The 24,839-nt window shown below is 63.2% G+C and carries 26 protein-coding genes, 2 tRNA genes and 1 pseudogene; 10 read left to right on the forward strand and 19 right to left on the reverse strand.

Features of this window, described 5'->3' with window-relative positions:
* Positions 1-3: 3 nt before the first annotated feature.
* The 4 genes from HGP13_RS25370 to HGP13_RS25385 form a co-directional block, all read right to left on the reverse strand.
* On the reverse strand, positions 4-1,191 hold the full coding sequence (locus tag HGP13_RS25370; protein ID WP_172230261.1) for an amino acid ABC transporter permease: 1,188 nt from the start codon (positions 1,189-1,191) through the stop codon (positions 4-6).
* A 63-nt stretch (positions 1,192-1,254) separates the two neighbouring features.
* Positions 1,255-2,283 (reverse strand): amino acid ABC transporter substrate-binding protein, encoded by a 1,029-nt coding sequence (locus HGP13_RS25375; protein WP_172230264.1) that lies wholly within the window; start codon positions 2,281-2,283, stop codon positions 1,255-1,257.
* A 385-nt stretch (positions 2,284-2,668) separates the two neighbouring features.
* Entirely contained in the window at positions 2,669-3,529 is an 861-nt protein-coding gene (locus HGP13_RS25380) for a DUF2182 domain-containing protein (RefSeq protein ID WP_172230267.1), read from the reverse strand.
* Between the two features lie 9 nt (positions 3,530-3,538).
* Positions 3,539-4,174, reverse strand: a complete 636-nt coding sequence (locus HGP13_RS25385; protein WP_172230270.1) for a DUF1326 domain-containing protein — start codon at positions 4,172-4,174, stop codon at positions 3,539-3,541.
* Positions 4,175-4,494: 320 nt separating this feature from the next.
* Here HGP13_RS25385 and HGP13_RS25390 point away from each other — a divergent pair, with 320 nt between their 5' ends.
* Positions 4,495-5,676, forward strand: a complete 1,182-nt coding sequence (locus tag HGP13_RS25390; RefSeq protein WP_172230272.1) for a cystathionine beta-lyase — start codon at positions 4,495-4,497, stop codon at positions 5,674-5,676.
* 227 nt (positions 5,677-5,903) lie between these two features.
* Positions 5,904-6,983 carry an HPP family protein gene (locus tag HGP13_RS25395; RefSeq protein ID WP_172230274.1) on the forward strand — a complete coding sequence of 360 codons (1,080 nt, stop codon included), beginning with the start codon at positions 5,904-5,906 and terminating at the stop codon, positions 6,981-6,983.
* A gap of 74 nt (positions 6,984-7,057) precedes the next feature.
* Here HGP13_RS25395 and HGP13_RS25400 read toward each other — a convergent pair whose 3' ends face one another.
* The gene (locus HGP13_RS25400; RefSeq protein WP_172230276.1) at positions 7,058-7,921 is read right to left on the reverse strand and encodes a crotonase/enoyl-CoA hydratase family protein; all 864 of its coding nucleotides are present in this window, start codon (positions 7,919-7,921) and stop codon (positions 7,058-7,060) included.
* A gap of 81 nt (positions 7,922-8,002) precedes the next feature.
* Here HGP13_RS25400 and HGP13_RS25405 point away from each other — a divergent pair, with 81 nt between their 5' ends.
* Positions 8,003-8,587 (forward strand): TetR/AcrR family transcriptional regulator, encoded by a 585-nt coding sequence (locus tag HGP13_RS25405; protein WP_172234846.1) that lies wholly within the window; start codon positions 8,003-8,005, stop codon positions 8,585-8,587.
* A 58-nt stretch (positions 8,588-8,645) separates the two neighbouring features.
* Positions 8,646-9,362, forward strand: coding sequence for a hypothetical protein (locus tag HGP13_RS25410; protein WP_172230278.1), 717 nt, complete (start codon positions 8,646-8,648; stop codon positions 9,360-9,362).
* Here HGP13_RS25410 and HGP13_RS25415 read toward each other — a convergent pair.
* The 8 genes from HGP13_RS25415 to HGP13_RS25450 form a co-directional block, all read right to left on the reverse strand.
* On the reverse strand, positions 9,300-10,169 hold the full coding sequence (locus tag HGP13_RS25415; protein ID WP_172230280.1) for a tetratricopeptide repeat protein: 870 nt from the start codon (positions 10,167-10,169) through the stop codon (positions 9,300-9,302). The two genes, HGP13_RS25410 and HGP13_RS25415, sit on opposite strands and share 63 nt — an antisense overlap.
* Before the next feature lie 16 nt (positions 10,170-10,185).
* On the reverse strand, positions 10,186-11,412 hold the full coding sequence (locus tag HGP13_RS25420; RefSeq protein ID WP_172230282.1) for an anion transporter: 1,227 nt from the start codon (positions 11,410-11,412) through the stop codon (positions 10,186-10,188).
* A 130-nt stretch (positions 11,413-11,542) separates the two neighbouring features.
* Positions 11,543-12,505: a glycosyltransferase family 4 protein gene (locus HGP13_RS25425; RefSeq protein ID WP_172230285.1), complete on the reverse strand. Its 963-nt coding sequence runs from the start codon at positions 12,503-12,505 to the stop codon at positions 11,543-11,545.
* A 93-nt stretch (positions 12,506-12,598) separates the two neighbouring features.
* Positions 12,599-13,387 (reverse strand): GGDEF domain-containing protein, encoded by a 789-nt coding sequence (locus HGP13_RS25430; protein WP_172230288.1) that lies wholly within the window; start codon positions 13,385-13,387, stop codon positions 12,599-12,601.
* 182 nt (positions 13,388-13,569) lie between these two features.
* The gene (locus tag HGP13_RS25435; RefSeq protein WP_172230291.1) at positions 13,570-13,791 is read right to left on the reverse strand and encodes a hypothetical protein; all 222 of its coding nucleotides are present in this window, start codon (positions 13,789-13,791) and stop codon (positions 13,570-13,572) included.
* A gap of 172 nt (positions 13,792-13,963) precedes the next feature.
* Entirely contained in the window at positions 13,964-14,209 is a 246-nt protein-coding gene (locus HGP13_RS25440; protein WP_246707119.1) for a hypothetical protein, read from the reverse strand.
* A 138-nt stretch (positions 14,210-14,347) separates the two neighbouring features.
* Positions 14,348-14,424, reverse strand: a tRNA-Arg gene (locus HGP13_RS25445).
* A 47-nt stretch (positions 14,425-14,471) separates the two neighbouring features.
* Positions 14,472-14,777, reverse strand: coding sequence for an ETC complex I subunit (locus tag HGP13_RS25450; RefSeq protein ID WP_015318428.1), 306 nt, complete (start codon positions 14,775-14,777; stop codon positions 14,472-14,474).
* A gap of 124 nt (positions 14,778-14,901) precedes the next feature.
* On the opposite strand from HGP13_RS25450, the gene HGP13_RS25455 reads away from it, so the two are divergent.
* Positions 14,902-14,978: transfer RNA gene (locus HGP13_RS25455), tRNA-Pro, on the forward strand.
* A gap of 324 nt (positions 14,979-15,302) precedes the next feature.
* On the opposite strand, the gene hdaA is transcribed toward HGP13_RS25455, so the two are convergent.
* The 3 genes from hdaA to HGP13_RS25470 are packed head-to-tail and all read right to left on the reverse strand — an operon-like array spanning position 15,303 to position 17,740.
* Entirely contained in the window at positions 15,303-16,007 is a 705-nt protein-coding gene (hdaA, locus tag HGP13_RS25460; protein WP_172230297.1) for a DnaA regulatory inactivator HdaA, read from the reverse strand.
* Position 16,008: 1 nt separating this feature from the next.
* Positions 16,009-17,211 (reverse strand): AI-2E family transporter, encoded by a 1,203-nt coding sequence (locus HGP13_RS25465; RefSeq protein WP_172230300.1) that lies wholly within the window; start codon positions 17,209-17,211, stop codon positions 16,009-16,011.
* Positions 17,183-17,740, reverse strand: a complete 558-nt coding sequence (locus HGP13_RS25470; RefSeq protein ID WP_172230303.1) for a CDP-alcohol phosphatidyltransferase family protein — start codon at positions 17,738-17,740, stop codon at positions 17,183-17,185. Before HGP13_RS25470 ends, HGP13_RS25465 begins: the two co-directional genes overlap by 29 nt.
* Before the next feature lie 216 nt (positions 17,741-17,956).
* On the opposite strand from HGP13_RS25470, the gene purM reads away from it, so the two are divergent.
* From purM to HGP13_RS25485, 3 genes are read left to right on the forward strand one after another with little or no spacing between them, the layout of a single operon-like run.
* The gene (purM, locus tag HGP13_RS25475; protein WP_172230306.1) at positions 17,957-19,066 is read left to right on the forward strand and encodes a phosphoribosylformylglycinamidine cyclo-ligase; all 1,110 of its coding nucleotides are present in this window, start codon (positions 17,957-17,959) and stop codon (positions 19,064-19,066) included.
* Complete coding sequence (purN, locus tag HGP13_RS25480) at positions 19,063-19,776, forward strand: phosphoribosylglycinamide formyltransferase (protein ID WP_172230309.1); 714 nt, start codon at positions 19,063-19,065, stop codon at positions 19,774-19,776. The genes purM and purN overlap by 4 nt, the downstream gene beginning before the upstream one ends.
* A 15-nt stretch (positions 19,777-19,791) precedes the next feature.
* Entirely contained in the window at positions 19,792-20,301 is a 510-nt protein-coding gene (locus tag HGP13_RS25485; RefSeq protein WP_172230312.1) for a histidine phosphatase family protein, read from the forward strand.
* On the opposite strand, the pseudogene HGP13_RS25490 reads toward HGP13_RS25485, so the two are convergent.
* Positions 20,298-20,596: pseudogene (locus HGP13_RS25490) on the reverse strand (DUF680 domain-containing protein). The gene HGP13_RS25485 and the pseudogene HGP13_RS25490 sit on opposite strands and share 4 nt — an antisense overlap.
* Positions 20,597-20,999: 403 nt before the next feature.
* On the opposite strand from HGP13_RS25490, the gene HGP13_RS25495 reads away from it, so the two are divergent.
* The gene (locus HGP13_RS25495; protein WP_172230315.1) at positions 21,000-21,677 is read left to right on the forward strand and encodes a response regulator; all 678 of its coding nucleotides are present in this window, start codon (positions 21,000-21,002) and stop codon (positions 21,675-21,677) included.
* A gap of 12 nt (positions 21,678-21,689) precedes the next feature.
* Positions 21,690-23,051 carry a sensor histidine kinase gene (locus HGP13_RS25500; protein ID WP_172230318.1) on the forward strand — a complete coding sequence of 454 codons (1,362 nt, stop codon included), beginning with the start codon at positions 21,690-21,692 and terminating at the stop codon, positions 23,049-23,051.
* Positions 23,052-23,063: 12 nt separating this feature from the next.
* On the opposite strand, the gene HGP13_RS25505 is transcribed toward HGP13_RS25500, so the two are convergent.
* The gene (locus tag HGP13_RS25505; protein ID WP_172230321.1) at positions 23,064-23,942 is read right to left on the reverse strand and encodes an ABC transporter permease; all 879 of its coding nucleotides are present in this window, start codon (positions 23,940-23,942) and stop codon (positions 23,064-23,066) included.
* Between the two features lie 11 nt (positions 23,943-23,953).
* Positions 23,954-24,763, reverse strand: a complete 810-nt coding sequence (locus HGP13_RS25510) for an ABC transporter ATP-binding protein (RefSeq protein WP_172230324.1) — start codon at positions 24,761-24,763, stop codon at positions 23,954-23,956.
* Between the last annotated feature and the right edge of the window lie 76 nt (positions 24,764-24,839).

Below are 24,839 nucleotides of genomic sequence, written 5' to 3' on the forward strand. Positions count from 1 at the left end.
TCCTTACCTCTCCACCAGCGCCATTTTGGCGTTGAACCAGTTCATCAGCAGCGAGGTCAGGAGGCTGATGGCCAGATAGATCACCATCATGATGACCACGCATTCCACCGCCTGGCCGGTCTGGTTGAGCACCGTTCCGGTCGTCGCCGTCAGGTCGGGATAGCCGATGGCGATGGCGAGCGATGAATTCTTGGTAAGGTTGAGATACTGGCTGGCCAGCGGCGGAATGACGATGCGCATGGCCTGCGGCACGACCACCAGCCGCAGCGCCTGGCCGGCACGTAGGCCAAGGGCCGCCGAGGCCTCGCTTTGGCCCTTGGCGACGCCGCGGATGCCGGCGCGCACGATCTCGGCGATAAAGGAGGCCGTGTAGCAGGACAGGGCCAGATAGAGCGACAGAAATTCCGGCTTCACCACGAAACCGCCGCTCAGGTTGAAGGTCGACTGTTTGGGAAAATCGAAGGTTACCGGAAAGCCGCTCAGCACATAGGCGAGCACCGGCAGCCCGACAATCAGCGCCAGCGATGTCCAGAACACCGGGAATTGCTGGCCGGTCGCCATCTGTCGCTGCTTGGCCTTGCGGGCGACGAACCACGACATGGCGATGCCGACAAGCAGACCCACCAGGATCAGCCAGGAGCCCTCGCCCCAGATAGCGCGCGGAAAATAGATGCCCCGCTGGTTGAGGAACGAGCCGAAGGGCAGATGATAGCTGTCGCGCGGCGCCGGCAGCACGGCCAGCACGCCGGAATACCAGAAGAAGATGACCAGCAGCGGCGGGATGTTGCGGAACACCTCGACATAGACGGTGCAGATCTTCTGGATCAGCCAGTTCTTCGACAGCCGGCCGATGCCGACGATAAAGCCGATGATGGTGGCGGTGATGATGCCGACAAAGGCGACAATCAACGTGTTGATCAAGCCGACGATGATGGCCTGGCCATAAGTGGAGTCCGACGTATAGGCGATCGCCGAGTCGGAAATGTCGAAGCCTGCGCGCCCCTTCAAAAAAGCAAAGCCGGAGGCAATATGGAGGTTCGTGAGGTTCACAATGGTATTGTGGACAATCCACCAGACACCCGACACCAGCAAAGCAACGACCAGGCATTGATAGAAAATGCTGCGGACTTTGGGATCGTTTATAAGAGAAGCGCGACTTGGCGCCTCGCGAAGAACTTCCTGCGATGCCATTCGACCGTCCCCTGGAAAGAGAAACCGGGAGGCAGAGAATCTGCCTCCCGGATCACATTTCGGTCAGCGGATAGGTGGAGCGTATTGCAGGCCGCCCTTGGTCCACAGCGCGTTGATGCCGCGGGCGATCTTCAGCGGGCTACCGGAGCCGACATTGCGGTCGAACAGTTCTCCGTAATTGCCGACAGCCTTGACGATGTTGACGACCCAGTCGTTGGAGACACCGAGATCGGTACCGATCTTGGTGTCGGCTTCCTGGCCGAGCACACGCTTGATCTCCGGGCTGGGCGAGTTCTTCATTTCATCGACGTTGGCCTTGGTGATGCCGAGCTCTTCAGCCTGCAACAGCGCGAAATAGGTCCACTTGACGATGTGATACCACTGGTCGTCGCCCTGACGCACGGCCGGGCCGAGCGGCTCCTTGGAGATGATCTCGGGCAGCACGACGTGATCGGCCGGTGACGCCAGCGTCAGGCGGATGCCGTACAGGCCCGACTGGTCGGTGGTGTAGACGTCGCAGCGGCCGGCATCATAAGCAGCGTTGACCTCTTCGAGCTTTTCGAAGACGACCGGATTGTACTCCATCTTGTTCGCCTTGAAGTAGTCGGCGAGATTGAGCTCGGTGGTGGTGCCGCTCTGCACGCAGACCGCGGCGCCGGAAAGCTGCAACGCGGAATTGACGCCCGGCAGCTTCTTGGCGTTGATCATGAAGCCCTGACCGTCATAGTAGGTGACGCCGACAAAGTTCAGGCCAAGTGCGGTGTCGCGGTTGATGGTCCAGGTGGTGTTGCGCGACAGGATGTCGACCTCGCCGGACTGCAGCGCGGTGAAGCGTTCCTTGGCGCTGAGCGGCGTGAACTTGACCTTGGTGCCGTCACCGAAGACGGCGGCGGCCACGGCGCGACAGAAATCCGCATCGATGCCTTGCCACTCACCCTTGTCGTCCGGCGCCGAGAAGCCGGCCAGACCGGTCGAGACGCCGCATTGGATGAAGCCCTTCGCCTTGACGGTATCGAGCGTCGTAGCCGAGGCGGCCGACGCCATCAATCCGAGCGTAGCGGCGCCAAGAATGCCGATAGCAAAATGTTTCATGACCCACAGACCCTTTTCTCTGTTTTTCAGGCAAACCCTGATCTTTTTTCCCGTGTGAACGCAGCTCCCATTCCAGCCCATTCCCGGAATCCCGCATCGTAACCGACGCGCCGCCTCCCATTCACGAACAGCATCGAAGGCGATAATTCTCGTGAGGTCAAGGGAAATGACCGAATCCGAACGTGTTTGAAAATCGATTGCCGGAAATGCCCGAATTGCAGACAAACGCGCCCGCGATTTAGTCACGGCGCAAATAAAGTCGGCAAAGCGCATTCAACGCAAAATGCGGGCCAGCGGCGAAATCCATCCCTGGCACCAGCCTGGCGTGACTGATCTGGATGCGGGATGGATTGGCACGTCCGAAGACTGCATCAAACGTGCGCCGTCAAAGCGCGCGCGAGATGAGCCACGCGCCCGCGGCCACCATCAACATGCCAGAAATGCGCGGGATCCACTGCCCGACCGTGACTGTCTTTTCCAGGAGAACGAGGATGGCGATGCCGGCGATCCACAGGATGTTCATGACGCCGCCGACGAACAGCAGGGCCATCAGCGCCCAGCAGCAGCCCAGACAATAGAGGCCATGATCAATGCCCAGCCGAAGCGCGCCGAGTGGCGCCGAGCGAAACCCGCCGTGACTGGCCAGGAACGCGATTGGCCCCTGACATTGGCGCAAGCAGGCTCCTTTGATCGGCGTCCATTGATAGAGGCCGGTGGCGATCAGGACGAGGCCGCCGAGGATCGTGCTGCCGGTCGCCATTGAGGGATCGAGCAAAGCGAGGCGCGCGAGCAGCCATTGCGCAACGGTTGCCACGATGCTGAAGACGATCCAGACGGCGAGATAGCCGGTAAAGAACCATCCGGTCGAAGCGAAAGGCCGGCCATCCGCCTGCGCCTTGCGGCCAACGCCGGCATAGAGCAGCAGCATCGGCGCAACCGAAGGCGTCATCATGCCGACCATCATCACCGCCCACATCGTGAAAATGAAAGCGAAATCGGCCGGTGCCCAGGCTCGGAACCCGGGCGCCACGGCGGTACCCATATCCATGCCGCCCATATCCGTCTTCGACATGTCCATTCCGGCCATGCCGCCGCTCGCTCCGGCCGGCATGGGGGAAGCAGGCATGGCCATGTCGGTGGCGAGCCACAGCACATAGGCCCAGGCGAGCACGGCGATCACGACGAGCGCGGTCATCACGACCCCGCGGTCGCGCCGCAGCACCGCCTCTAGGGCTGTGTCACTCATTGGCTCAGGTCAATGGACGACGCCGCTCTGCGTGAGGTGCAGATTGGCGAAATGGCTGTGCGTATCGGCCACCTCGAACTTGATCGGGCCCGTCGTCTTGGTCCAGCCACGGCCGATTTCGGCAATCGCGTATTCGAAGCCGCGCGGCAGGTCGATGCGTGCCCGATGCTCGGCCCCGGTGACCGGATTCTTGATCGGTTCGCCATGACCGTCGGTTACGCCCTTGACGTGCAGCCGTCCGGTTCGCGCGTCAACATCGACCTCGAACTCGATCGGGGCAAAGATGGGGTCATGGAATTTCTCCAGCGTGGTCGAGAACACCTGGAATATTGTCGCGCCTGGTTCAGTGTCCTGACCGCCCAGTATGCGCAGCAGCGCCTCACGCTGGGCCTCGCTCGCCCGCTCGTCGATGACCACCGCGGCTTCGCCCTTGCCCTGGTGTATCGCGCCGGGCCAGCTGAAAATCCCGACGAACCGCAATCCATCGAGCTTGGTGCTGCCATGGTGGCCGCTCTCGATCTCCATGCCGGCAACCGCCTGACAGAAGCCGTATGTCGGCAAGGCGTTGAACTGGCATGGGCAGCCATAGGCGCAATTGCAGTTGATGAATTCGCGCGCCTTGATTGTCCATTTGACGTCGGGCATGGCATTCCTCCCCTTGCCGCGCTCATCCTCTGCAAGCACGATGCCCGGATCGAAGGGACCAACAGGCCAGCCCGCAAAAACCATCCGGCAGCATCTGATCGAGGCAATCCGGCGATTAATATTATAGGTTGATTATATACCATCCAGGACCGCCCACAATAGGCCGATCGGTGCGCTTCATTCAGGACGCGACCTCGGCTCGGTGTCCTCCTCACGCAGAATTGGCATATCCGAAGTCCGCGCCCTGGCGGACGGTGTGCTGTTGCACGGTCCATGACGCCGCACTATGGCTAGCGCCTTGTCAAACAAGGCGACGAAGAATGGCGAAAGACGGCAACGACCAGCTTAGCGGCAAGATGGGCATCAACACGCGGCTTGCCCATTCGGGCAACAATCCGCACGACTATTTCGGCTTCGTCAATCCGCCTGTCGTGCACGCCTCGACCGTGCTCTTTCGCAATGCCGCCACAATGGCGGACCGCAACCAGAAATACACCTACGGCACGCGCGGCACGCCGACGACGGACGCCCTTGCCCACGCCATTGACGCGCTCGAGGGATCCGCCGGCACGATCGTGGTGCCGTCGGGCCTTGCGGCGGTGACCATTCCGCTGCTCGCCTTCGTATCGGCGGGCGATCATCTGCTGATCGTCGATACCGTCTATCACCCGACGCGAAACTTTGCCGACACGATGCTGAAGCGGCTGGGTGTCGAGGTCGAGTACTACGCTCCCGACGTCGGCGCCGGCATCGCAGCGCTGATCAGGCCCAACACCAAAGTGGTGTTCACGGAATCGCCAGCCTCCAACACGTTCGAGCTGCAGGACATCCCGGCGATCGCCAAGGCGGCGCATGCGGCCGGCGCCATCGTCATGGTGGACAACACCTGGGCGACGCCGCTCTATTTCCGGCCGCTCGACCACGGCGTCGATATCTCCATCCACGCGGCGACCAAGTATCCGGCCGGCCATTCCGACGTGCTGCTTGGCACCGTCTCGGCCAATGAGAGCCACTGGAAGCAGCTCTACGAGAGTTTTTGCACGCTCGGCTGCTGTGCGGGACCCGATGATGTCTACCAGGTGCTGCGCGGCCTGCGCACGATGGGCGTGCGCCTGGAGCATCATCAGCGCAGCGCACTCGCCATCGCGTCGTGGCTCGAAGGCCAGAAGGGTGTGGCGCGCGTGCTCCACCCTGCCCTTCCCAGCCACCCGGACCACGATTTGTGGAAGCGCGACTTTTGCGGTTCGAGCGGCATCTTTTCCATCGTGCTTGCCGGCGGCGGCCAGAAGGAGCAGCACGCCTTCCTCGACGCCCTCAAGATATTCGGGCTCGGCTATTCCTGGGGCGGCTATGAGAGCCTCGCGGTGCCGGTCTGGCTCGGCGACCGCGTCGTCGCCAAAGCCCCTTACGAGGGTCCGTTGATCCGCCTGCAGATCGGCCTCGAGGATGTCGACGACCTGAAAGCCGATATTTTGCGTGGTCTGGCCGCTGCCGCCGCCTGACGGCGGCGCATACGGGCTAACTGCCGGAGGGAATCAGCAAACGGCCGCATGGCTCTGACGCTGATGACAAAGTGCGAGCCGTTCGCGGCATCCCAGCAAGGGCTGTCGCGGAATATTATTCTGCCAGGCCGTGACTTTGCGGATTTGTTTGACTTTCAAATCTGTGGGTTCGGCCGCATTGCGTGTTGGACGGCATAGTCAGAAATCCATTTGTCACAAAGCTTGCCATGGCCTTTCGTCTTTTTGTCCCCATCCTTGCCGGCGCGACGCTGCGTGAGCGGCTGCTTGCCTGCATCGGAGCCACGATCGGCATCGCGCTGACCGGCGTGATCAGCGGGCTGGCGATGGGCGGCGGCCCGCATGTGGCGCTGCTGGTGGCCCCGATGGGCGCTTCGGCCGTGCTTCTGTTCGCCGTGCCCGCGAGCCCGTTGGCGCAACCCTGGTCGACCATCGGCGGCAATTCCATATCGGCGCTGGTGGGCGTGACCGTAGCGCATTTCGTCCATGATCCGGTCTTTGCCTCGGGCCTTGCGGTGGCGCTAGCCATCGCGGCGATGTCGTTCACGCGTTGCCTGCATCCGCCGGGCGGAGCGGCAGCACTGACGGCGGTGCTCGGTGGGCCGGCCGTTCTCAACGCGGGCTTCCTGTTTCCGTTCGTGCCAGTGGCCCTGAATTCGATCATCCTGGTCACACTCGGCTTGCTCTTCCACAGGCTGGCGCGGCGCAACTACCCGCATGTCGCAGCACCCGCCGCCAACAGCCACGGCACCGCCGATCCGCCGGCGCAGCAGCGCGTCGGCTTCCGGCCCGAGGATATCGATGCAGCGCTGACCACGCTCGACGAGACCTTCGACATCGACCGCAACGACCTCGAACGGCTGTTGAGGCAAGTCGAGCTGCAGGCCATGGTGCGCTCGCACCGGACGCTGCTGTGCGAGGACATCATGTCCCGCGACGTGATTTCAGTGCCCGAGCAAGCCACCGCCGACGAGGCGCGCCGGCAGTTGCTCGATCACAACATCCGCACCTTGCCGGTGGTCGACGCGGATGCAAGGCTGGTCGGCGCGGTCGGCCTGCGTGAGCTGACGAAAGCCATCGACACGGTGAAGGGCGTGATGTCGCCGGCCGGCACCGCCTCGCCCGAGACGCCGGCGATGAGCCTGCTTCCGGTTTTGACCGACGGCCGCAGCCATGCCGTGGTCATCGTCGACGGAGAACGGCGCATTCTCGGCCTGATCACCCAGACCGACCTTCTGGCAGCGGCTGCACGCGTGCAAACGACAGACAAGGGACTGGCGGCGGCTTAACACAGGAAAGCCGGGCAGGGCCGGAGCGATCGACTATTTCTGCCGCTTCAATCCCAACAAGGCCATCTCGACGTTTAGCCCTGACCCGCCGCATGGTCGAGCCGCAGCGAGGCGCGCCTTGCCTCGTCCGGCCTTGCGATGTGCGTCCAGTAGCCGTCATAGCCAGGCTTGCGCCGCTCTATCCAGGCGCCAAGCCCTTCCCTGAGATCGACGGTCGGGGCCATGCGGGCGAACTGCTCGGCTTCGACCAGCAACCCTTCGGCGATGCTGAGGTTGATCCCGCGCGCCACCGCAGTGAGGATGCTGGCGAGCGCTGCCGGCGAATGGGTGATGATGCGGCGGGCAAGGTCGTGCGCCGCCCGCATCAGCTCGGCATGCGGCACGACCTGATTGACGAGACCAAGTTCGAGCGCCCGCGGCGGCGGAAACCAGTCGCCCGTCAACAGCAGTTCGAGCGCCCGCTTGCGTCCGGCAAGCCGCGGCAGCCGTTGCGTGCCACCAAAGGTCGGCGGCATTGCAAGGTTGATCTCCGGCTTGGCGAACAGCGCGCGGTCGCTGGCGATGGCCAGCGGCACGGCTTCCGTGATCTCGCAGCCGCCACCGAAGGCAATCCCGTTGACGGCGGCGATGATCGGCTTACGGAAGGCCTCCAGCCGCGCCGTCAGCCGCTGGCCGCGCATGACGAAGTCGCGCAGCGCCACATCCGTGCCTGCGGCGACACTCGATGAGAATTCGTTGATATCACCACCGGCGGAAAAGGCGCGTTCCCCGGCCCCGGTCAGGATGACGGCGCGCACCGCATCGTCGGTCTCTATCGTGTCGAGGATCGCGAGCAGGCGATCGATCAGGGCATAGTTCATCGCGTTGAGTTTTTCCGGGCGGTTGAGTGTGAGGACGGTGACCCGGTCGCGGGTCTCGCTCAGGACAAGATCGGCCATTGTTTCTTCCTTTCCAGATACGACGGAAAGGGGATCATGCTTCGGGTTGCGTGTATATTCACTAGTCGGTATACACGCTTGATGTCTGACCCTGCCAGCCCGACCCGTAAACGCATCGTCGATGCCGCGACGAAGCTGTTCTATGCCGAGGGAATCGGTCGCGTCAGTGTCGATGCCATTGCCGAAAAGGCTGGCCTGACCAAGCGCACGCTGTACTACCATTTCAAGAGCAAGGACGACCTGATCGCCGCCTATCTCGATGGTCGCGATCAGCCCAACCTGCAGCAGATGGCCGGCTGGTTCGACGCGGCGGAAGGTGGAGCGGACCGTAGGGTCGAGGCGATCTTCAGCAATCTGGGGCGGGTTGCACGCCATCCGAAATGGAAGGGATGCGGCTTTCTGCGCACGGCCGCGGAACTTGCCTCGATGCCCGGCCACCCGGCGGTCAAGGTCGGGTCGCGACACAAGTCAAATTTTGAAACATGGTTGGCTGGCGAATTGTCCGGGCACGACATTGAGGAGCCGCAAGCCTTGGCCCGCGAGATCGTGCTGCTGATAGATGGCTGCTTTTCGATCATGCTGATCCACCGCAATCCTGACTACATCGAGGCAGCAGGACGAGCTGCGGCCACGCTCGTTCGCGCGAGATCCCGGAACAACGACTGACTGGCCGCCCCTTGGAGCGGGGCCGGCAAGCATGGTATCGCAAGGCCAGGAGGCGGCGATGCGTGTGATTTTCCGATGCGATCCAATGCTGGTCGAGCATTTGCCGCGCCCGATCCTGGCGCGCGGCGCCCTGCCGGATTGGCTGCGCGCAATGCCCGCCACCGCCTACTCGGCGATCCATGGCCGCGACATTCGCACGCTCAAGCAGTGCCCCCCGGTGGTTGACGCGATGACATATGGCTTCATGATCCTGCTGCCGTGCGACGTCGTCGTCGACAAGGGCACTTTTTCCTGGGACTGGACGATCCCAGATCCGGTCACTAAAAACCACCCCAGGGCGCCGCTGAGCTTCCATACGCCGGGCCAGCTCGCCGGCAGCCCGTTTGCCAACCCAAGCCAGGCAGCCCTTAAATTCAACAGCTTCTGGACCATCGAGGTCGAGGATGGCTGGTCGCTGTTCGCGACCCATCCGGTCAATCGCGAGGATCTTCCCTTCAGGCTGGTGACGGGCCTGGTGGATTCCGACCGGTTCAGCGATGGCGGCATCAATTTCCCAGCGGTCTGGAAGGAGCCCGAATTCTCCGGCGTGCTCCGGAAAGGAACTCCGGTCGCGCAATGCTTTGCAGTTCCGCGAGCTGCGCCTCAGCTCGAATACGAGGTGTTTGACGAGAAACGGCGGGCATCCTATGCGCAGACGGTCGCGGATGTCCTGTCAACGCCCGGCGTCTATCGCAAGCGGTTTCGCGCTAGGCGGGGGCGCGCCACCGCCGAGTGAGCGACGCAACGCCTCCTCATCAAGCCATAGACGGCCGTTCGGCGCCGATGTAAGCGCCATGGCGATGACGCCGAAGGTGGATGGGCTCAGACGATAGGCCATCGAATACGCCGCCATGGCCCCGTCGAGGTCACCGGCTTCCTGCAAGACGACGCCCAGATTGACGGCAGCCTCCGGCGCGTCTGGGCTCATCTCCAGCACCCGTCGATAGGCCTGGGCAGCACCGCCGAACTTGCGAATGTCCTGGCGCACCAGCCCGAGGTCAAACCAGGCAGCCGGGTGTCCACCGCCGGCGACGGCGCGTTCGAGGAAGCCCTCTGCCTCAACAGACGCACCGCTCTGCCAGGCAAGGCGCCCGAGGCGCGCTGCAGCCTCCGCGGATTCCGGATCCTGCCGCAAAACAAGTGTCCAACATTCGCGCGCAGCCGAGGCATCGCCGGCCTGATCGAGGGTGCGTGCCCGCTCGATCAGGACCTCCGCCTGCGACGATCGCCCTGCCGCGCGGTCCAGAAGCTGCAACGCCGCTTCGAACCGGCCCTCGGCCCGGGCAATCCGGCATGCGAGAATCAAGGCTGGCACATTGTTCGGACGAGCGGCAAGGCTCGCTTCGATGCGCGTACGAGCCTCCGGCAAGTTGGCCCTCGCGAAGAGGACCGCGGCCATCAGATGGCAAAGCGCCGGATCGCCCGGATGCTGCTTCAAGCCCAGCTCACACAGATCCACCGCCTGACCGTGATTGCCGGAATTGAAAGCCGCCACGGCGCGGCGGATCAGATCTCCGCTTTCACCTTGATTGGCGCTCACCATTGCCTTGCCGCTCCCTCTAGAACCCAAACGCCAGCCATGCCGTCCCGACCACGAGCGTGATCAGCGTCAGCGGCAAGCCGACCTTGAAGAAGGCACCGAAAGACAATGGCGTCCCGGCGGCCTTGGACTGCTCGGCGACGATCAGATTGGCGACCGAGCCGAGCAGCGTGAAATTGCCGGCCAACGTCGAGCTCATCGCCACCACCAGCCAGGCGCGTTCGGGGTTTTCCAGCCCGGGTATGAACGGCCGCAACGCCAGCACCGCCGGCACATTGCTCATGATGTTGGAGAGCACCGCGGTAAACCCGGACAAGCGCCAGACGTCGTCGAGGCCGAGATTCTTGGCCGAGGCGATGAGATCAGGCGTCAGCAGCGTCCTTTCGGCGCCGGCAACCACGACGAACAGACCGGCGAACATGAACAGCAGCGGGCCGTCGATCTCACGGTAGATGCGTTCCGGCTTGATGGCGCGGGTGAGCAGGAGAATGGCGCCGCCGATCAATGCCGCCTTGGCAACGGGAACGCCGGCGAAGAAGGCAATGGCCAAGCCGATGCAGACAATCACGGCCTTGAGCACCTGCCCGCGATGCATGCGGCCGCGCGCGACATGCGGCGTCAATGCGGCGGTGCGGGTGAATTCGGCCCGATAGATGATGCGCACTATGACGATGACCGCGACGAGGCCAAACAGGGCGACCGGCGCCAGCGCCGCCGAAAAGGCCGGATAGGAAATGCCCGACAGCGCGCCGATGACCATGTTCTGCGGATTGCCGGTGATGGTGGCGACGCTGCCGCAGTTCGACGCGGTGGCGGTGGCGATCAGATAGGGGATCGGGTTGCGGTTGATGACGCGAGTGACGTGGACGACGATCGGCGCCATGACCAGGCAGATGGCATCGTTGACGAGGAAGGCCGACAGCACGCCGGTGAGCAGCGTCACCATCACCAGCAGCATGAACGGCGCGTGCGCATGTTCGATGGCGATGGCGCCAAGGCCACGAAAGGCGCCCGACACCTTCAGATGCGCCACCACGATCATCATGCCTAGCAGAAGCGTGATGGTGTCGAAATTGATCGCGCGGTATGCATCCTCCATGCTGATCGCGCCAATGGCGATCATCGCCGCGCCGCCAAGCAGCGCAATCCCCGCCCGGTCGAGACGCAGGCCAGGTATACGGCCAATGGCGACGCCGGCATAGGTCAGGACCAGGATCAGCAGTGCCGCCGCGCCCATCAATGTCATCGATAAGGAGCCCCGCTCGATCTGGTGGCGCCGATGCGGTCCGCCCGATGGTTCATTTGCATGTCAGCTTTGGCGATGTCGAGATTGTTGACAAACGGATTGGACAAGTTGTCGTTCCGGGTCGGTATCGCTAACGTCGATAGAAATCCAGCCGCTGCCGCAATGCCTGTGGCGAAAACAGTTGCTCGACGGTCTGCCGCGCCTTGTGGCCCACCCTCTCCCGCAGCGCCGGATCGGCTTTGAGTTCGGCCAGGATTAGCGCCGCCTGTTGCGTCGTCTCGAACAGAAAGCCGTTTTCGCCATGGCTGATATGGTCGGCGTAGCCGCCATGCGAATGGCAAACCACGGGCAGACCGCAAGCCATCGCCTCGAACACCACCCGGCCGAACGTCTCCACATGCGAGCCGGTGCGATAGTAGAACGCGTCGAGCGTCGTCAGGAACTGTTCGGCGGCAAATTGGCCCTGCGGCAGGAGTTCGAGTTGCGGATGCGGCGCGAGCCTGTCCTTGAGCGGCATGCCGCCCTGGATCCGCACCGCAACGCCGTCGGCCAGCAAGGCCTCGTAGAGCACAACGTCGTCGGCATGATGCTTGTCCGCCGTGTCGCGGCTCAGTCGCCCCACTGTGAACGGACCATCAGGCCTTGCCAGCCGCGGGACGAAGCGATCGATATCGATCGGCGACGGATGCACGACACCTTTGACCTGCAGCATGCGTTTCTGGAAGTCGGAGATCAGTACCAGTTCGGCGTCGGGCCAGCCCAGCAGGCGCGGCATGCGCGTCGTCAGCGCGACGATCTTCGGGTGAAAGGTGTTGAAGACATAGATCAGCCGGCGTGGCCGTCGGATCAGGTAAGGCCAGATTTTGTTGCGCCAATGCGCGCCGAGGAAGACATAGGTGCCGCCGTCCGGCACGTCGCGCGTAGCCGGCGAGACGCGGTGAAGCGGAAATTGCCGCATCAGGTCGTCGGACACGCGCGATGAGGTTGCCCACAGACGCACCGGCGAGTCGGCTTTCAACAGCCGATACAGCTCCAGGGTTTCGCGTTCACTGCCGCCAAACGGGTTCTGAAAGCCGTTGAACAAATGGATCATGCGTTGTGCTACCTGGGCGGGCTGGACGCCGGAGGAAGCACACCAACAAGAAAGCGTCAAGGAAAGCAGCCTTCATGCGCAGCAAGGCCGCGGTCAATGCACCGTGGCGACGCTGGGCTGAGGCACCTGCGAGGCTTCCGTCGGGTCGAAGCTGACCTGATCGCGTCCATTCGACTTGGCAGCGTAGAGCCGTCTGTCGGCGGCGGAGAAGATCGCCTCGTAAGTCGTCGGCCCGCTGAAGCTGGTGCCGCCGATCGAGACGGAAAGCGGACAGGCGCGGCCGCCGGGTGAAAAGTCCATTTCGCGAATGCGGCGGCGGATACTTTCGGCAACCAGCCAGGATTGCGAGGGGTCGACACCGGGAAGGAACACGCCAAACTCCTCGCCGCCGATGCGGCCGACGATATCGCTGCCGCGCAGCTGTCCCTTGATCGCCTGTGCGATCAGCTTGAGCGCCTGGTCGCCGCAGTCGTGGCCGAGGCGGTCGTTGATCAGCTTGAAATGGTCGGCGTCGATGATCAGCAGCGCGCCGGAATGGGTCTGCTCTTGTTTGCGGGTCTGCTCGAGATAGGCCTCGACCAGCATCGAGAAGGCGCCGCGGTTCAACACTGCGGTCAGACTGTCCGTCGCGGCAACGATGCTGAGATCACGCTGGGCTATGGCCAGCTGGCGTATCTTCCACATGAGGAAGAACAGAAACGACCCGCCGAGCACCAGCGGCAGCATCAGATCCGTCATTTGCGCGCGCCAGACGGCCTCGGGCGAGAGATAGGGGAAGTTGAACGAATCGACGAAAAACGCCACGGCAATGAAGAATGCCGTACCGGCAGCGGTGACCGCGATCACCCTGCGCCAGCTCGTCGGCGACAGATCGAGCTTCATTGCGTTCCACTCCGTTAGCCGCCGCTACTATGGCGTACCAACGCAAACAAAATGATAAGACTTTCCTTTCAATTCGAGATCAGATGAGCGGAAGCCGGAGCATGCTCGCCGAACAGGCGGCCGTGCTCCGGCTATGAAGGCAGCTCGTTCACTGAATTGCAGGGCGCAGGGAATCCCTGACATCAACGGCTGGACGTCGGTCCACTCGCCTCGACGACGAAGGATGCCGCGATCAGGTCGTCTGCATCCAGTCGTAGCGAACCGTCGCCTCCCCCAATGATGGCGGCGACCTTGTGGAAGGTCTTCATCTCATGATCGGATATTTCGGCATCCCGTATCCTGGCCTTGAGTTCAGCGATACGCCGCCCCAAGGCAGGGGACGTTCCAATTTCACGTTTCGACATGGCCTGGTTTTCTCCTCCCCCAACCCGCTTTTGTTTTGTCCCACCCATTCGCCGGCCCACGTTGCCCTTTTATGAGGCACCGCGAATACAAGGCCCCGAACGCCTCACATGGGCTAAGGTTCCAATCCCGACAGATCACGAAATAATTACGGGCCGCCCCGCGGGCTTTGTCTTATTGCCCGGCCATCAGCACTAGCGTCGAAACAGAGTTCCGCGCCTCAACCCGCTCCAGGCACCGACCCGGAATGTTCGGCCAGGTCGCGGTGGGGCATTCCTTGTCACTGACCGCAACGGATTCACTGGGCTGGACGTCGGCGGCTTGAGTAGCCGTGGATGCGAAAAGAACGGTCTGCGTTATCAGCGCCGAGAAAACGGCAACCTGGAACAGCACGGCGGCGAAGGCGATCTTCTTGAGCATGCGAGGCAACGCGCCGGCAGGCATCAGGTTCCCGTTGGTCATTTCTCGCGGCGCAGACCGACACTGTGCCGGCACGACGACAGACGCCCTGCGCTCCCAAAATATGAAAGAAATAGCTCAGTAAAAACAGAAGTTTATTGGCGATCCCGACAGGATTCGAACCTGTGACCATCGGCTTAGAAGGCCGGTGCTCTATCCAGCTGAGCTACGGGACCGCTGGCCGGCCCAAGGGGCCGGCTGGATATCTGGCGCTGGCCGCCGTTCAATGCGTCCAGGGCGTCCTGCGGTCATAGCGGAAATTCTCCGCATAGGAAATCTGGCGGCGCTTGGTCTCTTTTGGCTCCTCGACGCGGAAGGCAAGCCCTTCCTTTTCGGCGTAAGCCACGGCCTCTTCCCGCGTGTCGAAGGTGAGCCTGATCTGGCTTCTCATATCTCCGGACGTGGTGTAGCCCATCAAGGGATCGATCTTCTTGCGCATCTCGGGGTCGAATTCCAGCACCCAGTGGCCGGTCTTGGCCTTACCGGACTGCATGGCGGTTTTGGCTGGGCTGAAAATGCGCGCGGACATGGCCACCTCGTTGTTGTGCAAGGCAGCATCGCCACCCGTCGCCCGTCATTACTGCGCAATGCGCATGGCGGCAAGGTTTTTGCACTTGCCATGTAGCACCGAAATGAATAGGCAACAGACCGTTCGGAGTGTAGCGCAGGCTGGTAGCGCATCTGGTTTGGGACCAGAGGGTCGGGAGTTCGAATCTCTCCACTCCGACCATCCCCTCGAAAATGCTGCATCGGTAGTGGCGTGACCACCTTGCGCCGCTCGGGTCGCAGGCCTTGCCGCGACGATCAATCTGCCCGATGTCGACGACACCCAACTCGCCGGCTACCGCCGCGCCTGACTGCTCAAGGCACATGAAAGGCAAGCTCGCCGGGCGAGAACCCCAAACCTCATTCCCGGCGAGCCTACAACCTGATTTGGAACGCAATCAGGACCGGGGTCAGCCGGCAAGCTGGTGTAGCAAGGCGGATGCCAGTTGTTGCTTCCCGAAATGGCACAGGGCAGTCCGTTTGCCAGTCGTCTGTACGTCGAGTTTCTCTAAATTTCGAACTCGCGCTGCCCCTCATCCATGGCGTTGACCGTTTCGGCGGCGAGCGCCCGCGTGATCGGTGTCTTGCGCTCGAGCGCGGTGCGATCCAGCCGCTCGACCACGCGCATGGCAGTCGCCAGCGAGCGTTCGATGCGCCGCACCAGATACTGCACGACATGCGGTTCGACCTCGACTTGGCGGTCGGCGAACAGTTTGGTGATGACACCGGCCAGCAGCAGGTCATCGGGCTCGTGGATCTCGACCGTCGCCGCCGCCTTCAGCCGCGAGGCCAGATCGGGCAGCGAGACGCCCCAGGCCGAGGGAAAACGCCGCGCGGTCAACAGCAGCGTCGAGCCGGCACCGCGCACCGCGTTGATCAGATGGAACAGGCCTTGTTCGTCGATCGCGCGCGCATCGACATCGTCGATCAATGCCGGCCGGGCGCCGAGAATGGCGATGCTGTCGCCAATACGCCCGGCGTCGACAGCCATCGCGTTGGCGCGTGCACGCCAGATGGCGGCCAGATGCGTCTTGCCGGAGCCGGCGGGACCTGCGAGCACCACCACCGGTGAGGGCCAGTCCGGCCAGCGGTCGACCAGTGCCGCCGCCTGGTTGTTGGTGCCGGAGACAACGAGTTCGTCGCGCGAATAGCCGGTGCCGTGGCCGAGATCGAGCGGCAGTTGGCGCGGCGGATCGGTTTTTTGGGCAGTCACGTCAGCGACGCGGTTGCGTGCGGTGGCCGCCGACGCGATCGGCCGGCAGCGGCGGCGCTGGCTCTGTCGCGTGGCCCTTGTAGAGCGGCGATTCGAGATAGCGGGCGATGGCAAAGCGCACCAGAACCGCGACAGCGGCGGAAGCCGGCACGGCAATCAGCAGGCCGACGAAACCGAACAGCGCGCCGAAGGCAAACAGCGCGAACATCAGCCATACCGGATGCAGGCCGACGCTTTTGCCGACCAACCGCGGCTGCAGGATGTTGCCTTCCATGAACTGTCCGATGAAGAAGACCACCGCGACGGCGACGATCATGGTCCAGTCCGGCCAGAACTGGACGAAGGCAACGCCAACGGCCAGCACCAGCCCGGTCAGCGAGCCGACATAGGGAATGAAGGAGATCAGCCCGGCGAACAGGCCGATGAGGATGCCGAAATTCAGGCCGGTCAGCGTCAGGCCGGTGGCATAGATGGCGCCGAGCACCAGGCACAGCGTGCCCTGGCCACGCACAAAGCCGGCCGTTGCGGTGTTGATGTCCTTGGCGATGGCGCGCACCGTCGCGACATTGTCGCGCGGCACCCAGTTGTCGATGACCGCCACCATGCGATCCCAGTCGAGCAGCATGTAGAAAGCGACGACAGGCGTTACTACGAACAGGCTGACCACCGAGACCAGCGCCATGCCGGAACTCCACAGCGAGGTGAACACGGTGGTGATCAGGCCAAAGCCGGAAGTCAGCAGTGAATTCAGTCCGTCGCGCAAGCCATTGGCATTGACGCCGAATTTCTGTTCCAGCCATTTCGGATCGAACGACGTGATCAGGCTCTGCAGCCGGGTCAGGTACTCCGGCAATTTGCCGGCGAAATCGGCCATCTGCGTGGCCAGCACCGGAATGAGGATGACAAAGGCCAGTACCAGCACGATGAGGAAGGTGATGAGGATGACCACCGTCGCCATGAAGCGGGACAGGCCAAGGCGCTGCAGCCGGTCGGCGACCGGATCGAGGAAATAGGCAAGCACCATGCCAGCGACGAAGGGCAGCAGGATGGCACTGAAGACATAGAGGAACAGCGCGAGCCCGGCGACACCGGCCAGCCAGAAGAAGATCTGCCGGCGGAACGCGGAGGCCGCGGCAAGATCGGCGGCCGCGGCCTCGATCACCGCCGCTTCTTTCTCAGATGTCCGGATTGGAGCCTTCGCCATAGCCGCTCATATGCCTCAGCCAAGCCACGAGATAGGCCGCGGCCGAAGCCACGGTCAAGACCCCGGACAGCAATATGAGGGCCGGCCGCAGCGGGTCGAGGTGCACGGCAAAGGCAAGTTCGCCCAGCACGACAGCCGCCAGCACGATCTGGACGGCGGTATTGGCCTTCGACACCAGAAACGGTTTTATCTCGACCGGATGGGCCATCACCGTGGACAGCAGCACCGCGCAGACGATCAATGCGTCGCGCGACACCATGGCGACGACCAGCCACAGCGGCAATTGCCCGATGAAGCCCAAGACGATGAAAACCGACACCAAAAGCAGCTTGTCGGCCATCGGATCGAGATAGGCGCCGAGCCTGGACTGTTGGTTGAAACGGCGGGCAATGAAGCCATCGACGCCATCCGAGACGCCGGCAATGACGAAGCCGGCGAAAGCCCAGTCCCAGCGCGCCTGAAGCATGGCCAGCACCACGGCAGGCACAAGAAGTAGACGCAGGATGGTGATCAGGTTGGGGATGGTCATGGCGATGTCCCGTCCTCTCCGGTCGGAGATAGATGATGGAGATGGAGAGGCGCCGCAAGCTCCGCGCCGAGCAATTTGGCCGCCATTGTGTTCGCCGCGAATGCCGGAAGTTCTGTCCACGCTTTTGTCAGGCCAAATGGCGCTTGGTTCCGCCGTTATCCTTGCCCCCCGAAACCATTCATGCGAAGAGCCCGCAAACGAGGCAGGAAAATTGCGATGAGCAAGCGCGACACAAGCCAGCCCAAAGCGGGCCAGCCCAAAACGAGCGAGCGCAGGAACGGGCTCACCTACGCCGAGGCCGGCGTCGATATCGATGCCGGCAATCTCATGGTCGAGAAGATCAAGCCGCTGGTGCGGGCCACGCGCCGGCCGGGTGCCGATGGCGAGATCGGCGGATTCGGCGGCCTGTTCGACCTCAAGGCTGCCGGCTTCACCGATCCGGTGCTGGTCGCCGCCAATGACGGCGTCGGCACCAAGCTCAAGATCGCCATCGATGCCGGCAAACACGACACGATCGGCATCGACCTCGTCGCCATGTGCGTCAACGACATCGTCGTGCAGGGCGCCGAACCGCTGTTCTTCCTCGATTATTTCGCCACCGGCAGGCTCGATCCCGACCAGGGTGCGGCGATCGTCGGCGGCATTGCCGAGGGCTGCCGACAGGCCGGCTGCGCGCTGATCGGCGGCGAGACGGCGGAAATGCCCGGCATGTATCATGGCAACGACTATGACCTCGCCGGCTTTGCCGTGGGCGCGGCTGAACGCGGCCAGCTTTTGCCCACCGACGACATCGTCGAGGGCGATGTGCTCTTGGGTCTCGCTTCCTCGGGCCTGCATTCGAACGGTTTTTCGCTGGTGCGCCGCATCGTTGCCACAAGCGGCCTGGCATGGAGCGACCCGGCACCGTTCAACGACGAGGCGACGCTGGCCGAGGCGCTGCTCGAACCGACCCGCATCTATGTCAAGTCGATCCTCAAGGCCATTCGCAACACGCATGGCATCAAGGCGCTGGCGCACATCACCGGTGGCGGCTTCCCTGAAAACATTCCGCGCGTGCTGCCCAAGGATTTTTCGGCAGAACTCGATCTCGAAGCCATCGACGTGCCGGCGGTGTTCTCGTGGCTGGCCAAGACCGGCGGCGTGGCGCCGGAAGAGATGATGCGCACCTTCAATTGCGGCATCGGCATGATCCTGGCGGTCGCCTCCGGCCAGGCGGCGCAAGTCGCCGCCGTGCTGCAGGAAGCCGGCGAGACGGTAATGCCGATCGGCCGCATCGTGCCGCGCCGCGACGCCGGTGTCATCTATCGGGGCTCGATCGGCCTATGAGCACGCAGAGAAAGCGCACAGTCGTCCTGATATCGGGGCGCGGCTCCAACATGACGGCGCTGATCGCCGCGGCCAGCGACCCGGCCTTCCCGGCCGAGATCGTCGGCGTGATTTCCGACAGGGCGGACGCCGCCGGCCTCGGCATCGCCGGGGCGCGCGGCATCGCCACGCAGGTCATTGCCCGCGCCGACCATGGCAGCAAGCAGGCGCATGACGCGGCGATCGACGCAGCACTCACGGCCTTCAATGCCGAGATCGTGGCGCTGGCCGGCTACATGCGCATCCTCTCCGGCGGCTTCGTGCAGAAATGGCAGGGCCGGATGATCAACATCCACCCTGCCCTGCTGCCGGCATTCAAGGGCCTCGACACCCATGCGCGGGCGCTGGCCGCCGGCATGCGCATCCATGGCTGCACCGTGCATTTCGTCACATCGGAGATGGATGACGGCCCGATTATCGCCCAGGCGGCCGTGCCGGTGATGGTCGGCGACAATGCCGATACGTTGGCTGCCCGCGTCCTGAAAGCCGAGCACAGGCTCTATGCCCTGGCGCTCGGGCTGGTCGCAGAAGGCAAGGCACGCATGGAGGCCGGGCGCACGGTGCTTGCCCACTTTGCAGACGATGCCGACAACGGCACCTCGGTGGTGATGGCGCCCGATCCGCTGCGCGAGGAAGCCGATCTCGAGCATCTGGCGCGGATTACGCCCTGAACTGAGAGTGCGGCGATGAAACAACTGCTTCTTCTGCGCCACGCCAAGTCGAGCTGGGACGACGCCGATCTCGATGATTTCGACAGGCCGCTCGCCGAACGCGGGTTGAAGGCGGCCCGAGTGATCGGGCGCGAGCTTGCGGCGCGCGACTGGCTGCCGGAACTGGCGTTGGTATCTCCGGCGCTGCGCACCAGCGACACCTGGCGGCTGGTGGCCGCGGAACTGCCGGTGCAACCACGGGTCGCGTCTGCCCAGGCGCTCTACGATGCTTCGGCCGTGGATATTCTGCGCCAGATTCGCAAGGCCGATCCATCGAGCAATTGCCTGCTGATGGTCGGTCACAATCCTGGACTGGAGGATCTGGCAAAACAGCTTGCCGCTCCGACATCAGAGGCCAAGGCGCGCAAGAGGCTCGAGGAGAAATTCCCGACCGCCACCCTTGCGCGCTTTGTCTTCGAGGGCGATTGGTCTGGCCTGTCCTCCGCGCGGCTGACGCATTGCCTGCGTCCGAAGTATCTGAGTTAGAAATCCGGTGCCGGACAGGTGCAGCAGGCAAGCCCGCGGCCGAGATCTCGGTTCCCCCAGATGCCCCGACCGGGTTCCGGCCACTCGGTGGTGGTCTTCATCTTGGTGTCGGCTGCCTTGTGCCCGGCCATATCCGTGTTCTTGACCGCGCCGGTGACGGCATGATCCACGCCGGCAAACGAAGCAACCGGCTGGTTGGCTTGTCGGAGCCATAATGGTCACTGCCGGCAAATGCGTCGCCGGACGCAACGACGAGGGTAGCGGCGGCAGCGAGAGCGATCTTGTCCTGTTTCATCCGTTGGGCCGCGTCTTGGGAGGACGGTTTCGCTAAGGACACGACTCGAGACCGTCAGGTTTTTATTCCTGGAGGAAGCCCACCGCTCTTTGTCGTCTTCCGGGGATTGGAGGAATTAACGGCCCAGATGCCCTGGCCCGACTGAGCCGGCACGTTGGCACTGGCGTCGCCCTGTGCCCTTCCGGACTTGGCGATCAAACAGAACCGAACCTGTCGGTTCGATTTGTGGGTGAAAACAGGCTGATCTGAACCTGCAAGGATCTGTTGCTAGCTGTGGTCAAGACCGCATTTGTCTTGCGTTGCGATCGATACTGTCGCTCATTCAGGAGAGATCAGGGGGTGCCTCGGCTGATCAAGCCCAAGGCGATCCGCTGGAAGACGGGATCCGGACTGTATCATAGCTATGCGACTGCTGCTGGTTGAGGACAATCGCGAACTGGCCGACTGGCTGGGCAAGACCCTGCGCCAGGCGAACTACGTGGTCGACATCGTCCATGACGGCGAGGATGTCGAGCACGCGCTGGCCGCGGGCGATCATGCGCTTGTCATCCTCGATCTCGCACTGCCGCGCATGAGCGGGATGGAGGTTCTGCGCACGCTGCGGGCGCGCGGCAACCGGGTGCCGGTGATCGTGCTGACCGCCAATGCCAGTCTCGACGGCCGGGTCAAAGGTCTCAACGAAGGCGCCGACGATTATCTGGCGAAACCCTTCCAGATCGAAGAGCTCGAAGCGCGAATCCGCGCGCAATTGCGCCGTGCCAATGACCGCACAGCGCCGCTCGTTGCCTGCGGCGATCTCGTCTTTGACACCAACACGAGGCTGTTTTCGCTGGCTGGCGAAACACTGGCGCTGACGCCGCGCGAACATGCGGTGCTGGAGCAATTGATGGTCAAGGCCGGGCGCACGGTGAGCAAGGCTGCATTGTCGGCGGCGATCTACGATTTCGAGACCGATGCCGACCCCAGCGCCATCGAGATCTATGTGCACCGTGTGCGCAAGAAGCTCGAAGGGTCGCGGGTCTGCATCGTCACGCTGCGCGGCCTCGGCTATCTGTTGCGTCATGAAGATTTGGCGCCATGACGATCCGGCGCCATGAGGATTAGCAGTCTCCGCTTGCAGCTTCTGGCCTGGGTGGTGCTGCCGCTCGCCGGGCTTGCGACCATCAATTTGTGGACCAGTCACCGCAATGCGCTGGCGACAGCCGATCTCGTCACCGATCGCATGCTGATGGGTTCGGCGCGGGCTATTGCCGAACGTGTCGCCATGACCGATGGCGTGCTCGACGCCACGATACCGCCGGCGGCGATCGAAATGTTCGATACCGGCGACCACGACAGCGTCTACTACCATGTCAAGACGGCCGGAGGGCGGCTGCTGACCGGCTACCCCGACTTGCCTGAGGCACCGAAGTCTTCCAACACGGAGGCAAGCTATCGCGACCATCGGCTTAGGCTGCTTACCTTCAACCACACCGTGGTCGGTGCCGGCAACGATTCGCCGATCACCGTTACCGTTGGCGTCTCGCTTGCCGGACACGACGCCATGGTGCGGCGTCTTTGGTTCGGCGCCTTTGCCCAGCAACTGGCGCTGGTGGCCATTGCGGGCCTGTTCGTTCTGCTGGGTCTGCATCGTGGCCTTGCACCCTTGATCCGCTTGCGCGACGCGGTGCGCTCGCCGCGCCGAAGCGACCTTGATCCCGTCGAAGTGCCGGGGGCACAAAACGAGATCCGCCCGCTGATCGACGCGCTGAACGCCTATATGGAACGGGTGCGGGCGCAGATGGGGGCGCAGCGCCGCTTCATAGCCAACGCGGCGCACCAATTGCGCACCCCACTGGCGCTGCTGTCGACGCAGGCGAGCTATGCGCTGCGCGAAACTGTCCCCGACGCGCGCCATGAAGCGCTGGTGGCGCTGCAGGCAAGCTCCGGCAAACTGGCGAGGCTGGCCGAACAGTTGCTCACTCTGTCCCGGGCGGAGCCGGGCAGCCGGCGACCACGGGCCGACCGCATCGACCTGACCGAGGCCGCCCGCCACGTGCTGGAAACGCAGGCGCCGACAGCGGTTGCCCGCAACATTGATCTCGGCCTCGAGGAGACCGGCCCTGTGTCGGTGATCGGCGACGGCACCATGCTGCGCGAGATGATCGTCAATCTCGTCGACAACGCCCTGCGCTACTCGACATCGGCCGGCAGCGTCACGGTGAGACTTGCGGCCGTCGATGGCGAAGCCGTGCTGACGGTCGCCGACGACGGACCCGGCATTCCGGTGGACGAGCGGGAGCATGTGTTCGAGCGCTTCTACCGCATCGCCGGCTCAACCGAGGAAGGCAGCGGTCTGGGACTCGCCATCGTGCGTGAAGTCGTCGAAAATGCCCGCGGTCGCGTTACCCTCGGGGATAGCGCGACCGGCGGTCTGGTGATTGAAGTGCGGCTGCCGCTGGCGGGCGGTTACTAGATCCGTCGCCGCTCACTGCGTCTCGTGCAACGGCTGGGGGCGCCATTTTGCCAGGCGGTTCTCGACCATCGTCATCAGGTACTCGGCACAGAGCGCCACCACCATGACGATGACGATCGCGGCGTACATGCCGGCGGCGTCGAAGGATCCCTTGGCGATGTTGATCAGCAAGCCGATGCCGAAGCGCGCGCCGACGAACTCGCCAACGATCGCGCCTATGATGGCAAAGCCGAAGCTGACATGCAGGCTGGCGAAGATCCAGCTCATCGCCGAAGGCACAATGACCGAGCGGGTCAGTTGCCAGTCGGACGCGCCGAGGATACGCGCATTGGCGATCATAGCCCTGTCGGCTTCCCGCACGCCCTGAAAGGCATTGTGGAAGACGACAAAGAAAACCATCACGAAGGCAAGCGCCACTTTCGACGCGAGGCCAAGGCCGAGGATCATGATGAAGATCGGTGCCAGAACCACACGTGGGATGGAATTGATCACCTTGATGTAGATGGAGAAAATATCGGCAGCCATGCGGTTGCGACCGAGCGCGACGCCGACGATGATGCCGGCGACCGAGCCGGTCACGAAGCCAATGACCGACTCCTCCATGGTGACATACAGATGGTACCAGAGCGGCCCCTCGGACGTTCCTTCCGTCGTCCATTCATAGAGCCGCTGCGCGATCGCGCTCGGCATTGCATAGAAGAACGGATCGATCCAGGCGAGGCGCGCGGCGACTTCCCAAAGGCCGAGAAAGGCAATGAGGATGGCGACGCGCCAGAAGATTACGGTGCGGCGACGGTGCTGCGATGCCTTGGCCGCGGCCGCTTCGATTTCCGCGTCTGATGTACCAGGCTTGAAGGCCCCTGCTCTGATGTCGATGGCAGCATCTGTCATGGCGTTCCTCCTCAGGCCGCGGCGCGCGCATAGCTGGTCTCGACCTCTTCCTTGAGATCGGCCCAGATGGTGCGCGAGTAATCGATGAAGCTCTGCTCGTAGCGGATATCGGCGACGATGCGCGGGCGCGGCAGATCGATCGTGTAGACTGATTTCACCGTGGCCGGCCCGGCGGTCAAGACATAGACCTTGTCCGCGAGTGCTATCGCCTCCTCAAGATCATGCGTGACGAAGACCACGGAAGCCTTCGCCTGCGACCACAGGCGCAGCAGTTCCTCGTGCATCAGCACCCGTGTCTGCACGTCAAGCGCCGAAAAAGGCTCGTCCATGAGAAGGATTTCCGGCCCGTTTATAAATGTCTGGGCAAGCGCCACGCGCTTGCGCATGCCGCCGGAAAGCTGGTGTGGATAGTGCTGCTCAAAACGCGACAGGCCGACGCGCGCAAGCCAGTCGCGTGCCGCGGTCGTGGCATCGGCCTTGGCTCGGCCGCGAAACAGCGGGCCGGCCATCACATTCTCGATCACGGTCCGCCAGGGAAACAAAGCATCGCTTTGGAAGACAAAGCCGATGCGCGGGTCTATCCCCTTGACCGGCGCGCCCATGACACGGACCTCGCCGGCACTTGGGCTTGCCAGCCCCGTGACGAGGTTAAGGGTCGTGGACTTTCCGCAACCGGTCGGGCCGACGACGGCGACGAATTCGCCGCGCTCGACGGTCATGGTGAAATCACGCAGTGCCGTCAGCGATTTGCCGGTAGGCGATAGGAAGCGACGGCTGACATTGATCAGTTCGATCGCTGGTGTGGTCTTTTCAGGGGCCATGATGAAACTCCGGGTTCGAGCGAACGCCCGCCGTCGGCAAGGGCCGCCGGACGTTAAGAACTGACGACTGCCGGCG

The sequence above is a fragment of the Mesorhizobium sp. NZP2077 genome (assembly GCF_013170805.1).
Lineage (GTDB): Bacteria > Pseudomonadota > Alphaproteobacteria > Rhizobiales > Rhizobiaceae > Mesorhizobium.

Coding starts and splice junctions, on each gene's coding strand:
- HGP13_RS25370 (WP_172230261.1), bottom strand. CDS start 1,191: ATGGCATCGCAGGAAGTTCTTCGCGAGGCGCCAAGTCGCGCTTCTCTT.
- HGP13_RS25375 (WP_172230264.1), bottom strand. CDS start 2,283: ATGAAACATTTTGCTATCGGCATTCTTGGCGCCGCTACGCTCGGATTG.
- HGP13_RS25380 (WP_172230267.1), bottom strand. CDS start 3,529: ATGAGTGACACAGCCCTAGAGGCGGTGCTGCGGCGCGACCGCGGGGTC.
- HGP13_RS25385 (WP_172230270.1), bottom strand. CDS start 4,174: ATGCCCGACGTCAAATGGACAATCAAGGCGCGCGAATTCATCAACTGC.
- HGP13_RS25390 (WP_172230272.1), top strand. CDS start 4,495: ATGGCGAAAGACGGCAACGACCAGCTTAGCGGCAAGATGGGCATCAAC.
- HGP13_RS25395 (WP_172230274.1), top strand. CDS start 5,904: ATGGCCTTTCGTCTTTTTGTCCCCATCCTTGCCGGCGCGACGCTGCGT.
- HGP13_RS25400 (WP_172230276.1), bottom strand. CDS start 7,921: ATGGCCGATCTTGTCCTGAGCGAGACCCGCGACCGGGTCACCGTCCTC.
- HGP13_RS25405 (WP_172234846.1), top strand. CDS start 8,003: ATGTCTGACCCTGCCAGCCCGACCCGTAAACGCATCGTCGATGCCGCG.
- HGP13_RS25410 (WP_172230278.1), top strand. CDS start 8,646: ATGCGTGTGATTTTCCGATGCGATCCAATGCTGGTCGAGCATTTGCCG.
- HGP13_RS25415 (WP_172230280.1), bottom strand. CDS start 10,169: ATGGTGAGCGCCAATCAAGGTGAAAGCGGAGATCTGATCCGCCGCGCC.
- HGP13_RS25420 (WP_172230282.1), bottom strand. CDS start 11,412: ATGACATTGATGGGCGCGGCGGCACTGCTGATCCTGGTCCTGACCTAT.
- HGP13_RS25425 (WP_172230285.1), bottom strand. CDS start 12,505: ATGATCCATTTGTTCAACGGCTTTCAGAACCCGTTTGGCGGCAGTGAA.
- HGP13_RS25430 (WP_172230288.1), bottom strand. CDS start 13,387: ATGAAGCTCGATCTGTCGCCGACGAGCTGGCGCAGGGTGATCGCGGTC.
- HGP13_RS25435 (WP_172230291.1), bottom strand. CDS start 13,791: ATGTCGAAACGTGAAATTGGAACGTCCCCTGCCTTGGGGCGGCGTATC.
- HGP13_RS25440 (WP_246707119.1), bottom strand. CDS start 14,209: ATGCTCAAGAAGATCGCCTTCGCCGCCGTGCTGTTCCAGGTTGCCGTT.
- HGP13_RS25450 (WP_015318428.1), bottom strand. CDS start 14,777: ATGTCCGCGCGCATTTTCAGCCCAGCCAAAACCGCCATGCAGTCCGGT.
- HGP13_RS25465 (WP_172230300.1), bottom strand. CDS start 17,211: ATGGCGAAGGCTCCAATCCGGACATCTGAGAAAGAAGCGGCGGTGATC.
- HGP13_RS25470 (WP_172230303.1), bottom strand. CDS start 17,740: ATGACCATCCCCAACCTGATCACCATCCTGCGTCTACTTCTTGTGCCT.
- purM (WP_172230306.1), top strand. CDS start 17,957: ATGAGCAAGCGCGACACAAGCCAGCCCAAAGCGGGCCAGCCCAAAACG.
- purN (WP_172230309.1), top strand. CDS start 19,063: ATGAGCACGCAGAGAAAGCGCACAGTCGTCCTGATATCGGGGCGCGGC.
- HGP13_RS25485 (WP_172230312.1), top strand. CDS start 19,792: ATGAAACAACTGCTTCTTCTGCGCCACGCCAAGTCGAGCTGGGACGAC.
- HGP13_RS25495 (WP_172230315.1), top strand. CDS start 21,000: ATGCGACTGCTGCTGGTTGAGGACAATCGCGAACTGGCCGACTGGCTG.
- HGP13_RS25500 (WP_172230318.1), top strand. CDS start 21,690: ATGAGGATTAGCAGTCTCCGCTTGCAGCTTCTGGCCTGGGTGGTGCTG.
- HGP13_RS25505 (WP_172230321.1), bottom strand. CDS start 23,942: ATGACAGATGCTGCCATCGACATCAGAGCAGGGGCCTTCAAGCCTGGT.
- HGP13_RS25510 (WP_172230324.1), bottom strand. CDS start 24,763: ATGGCCCCTGAAAAGACCACACCAGCGATCGAACTGATCAATGTCAGC.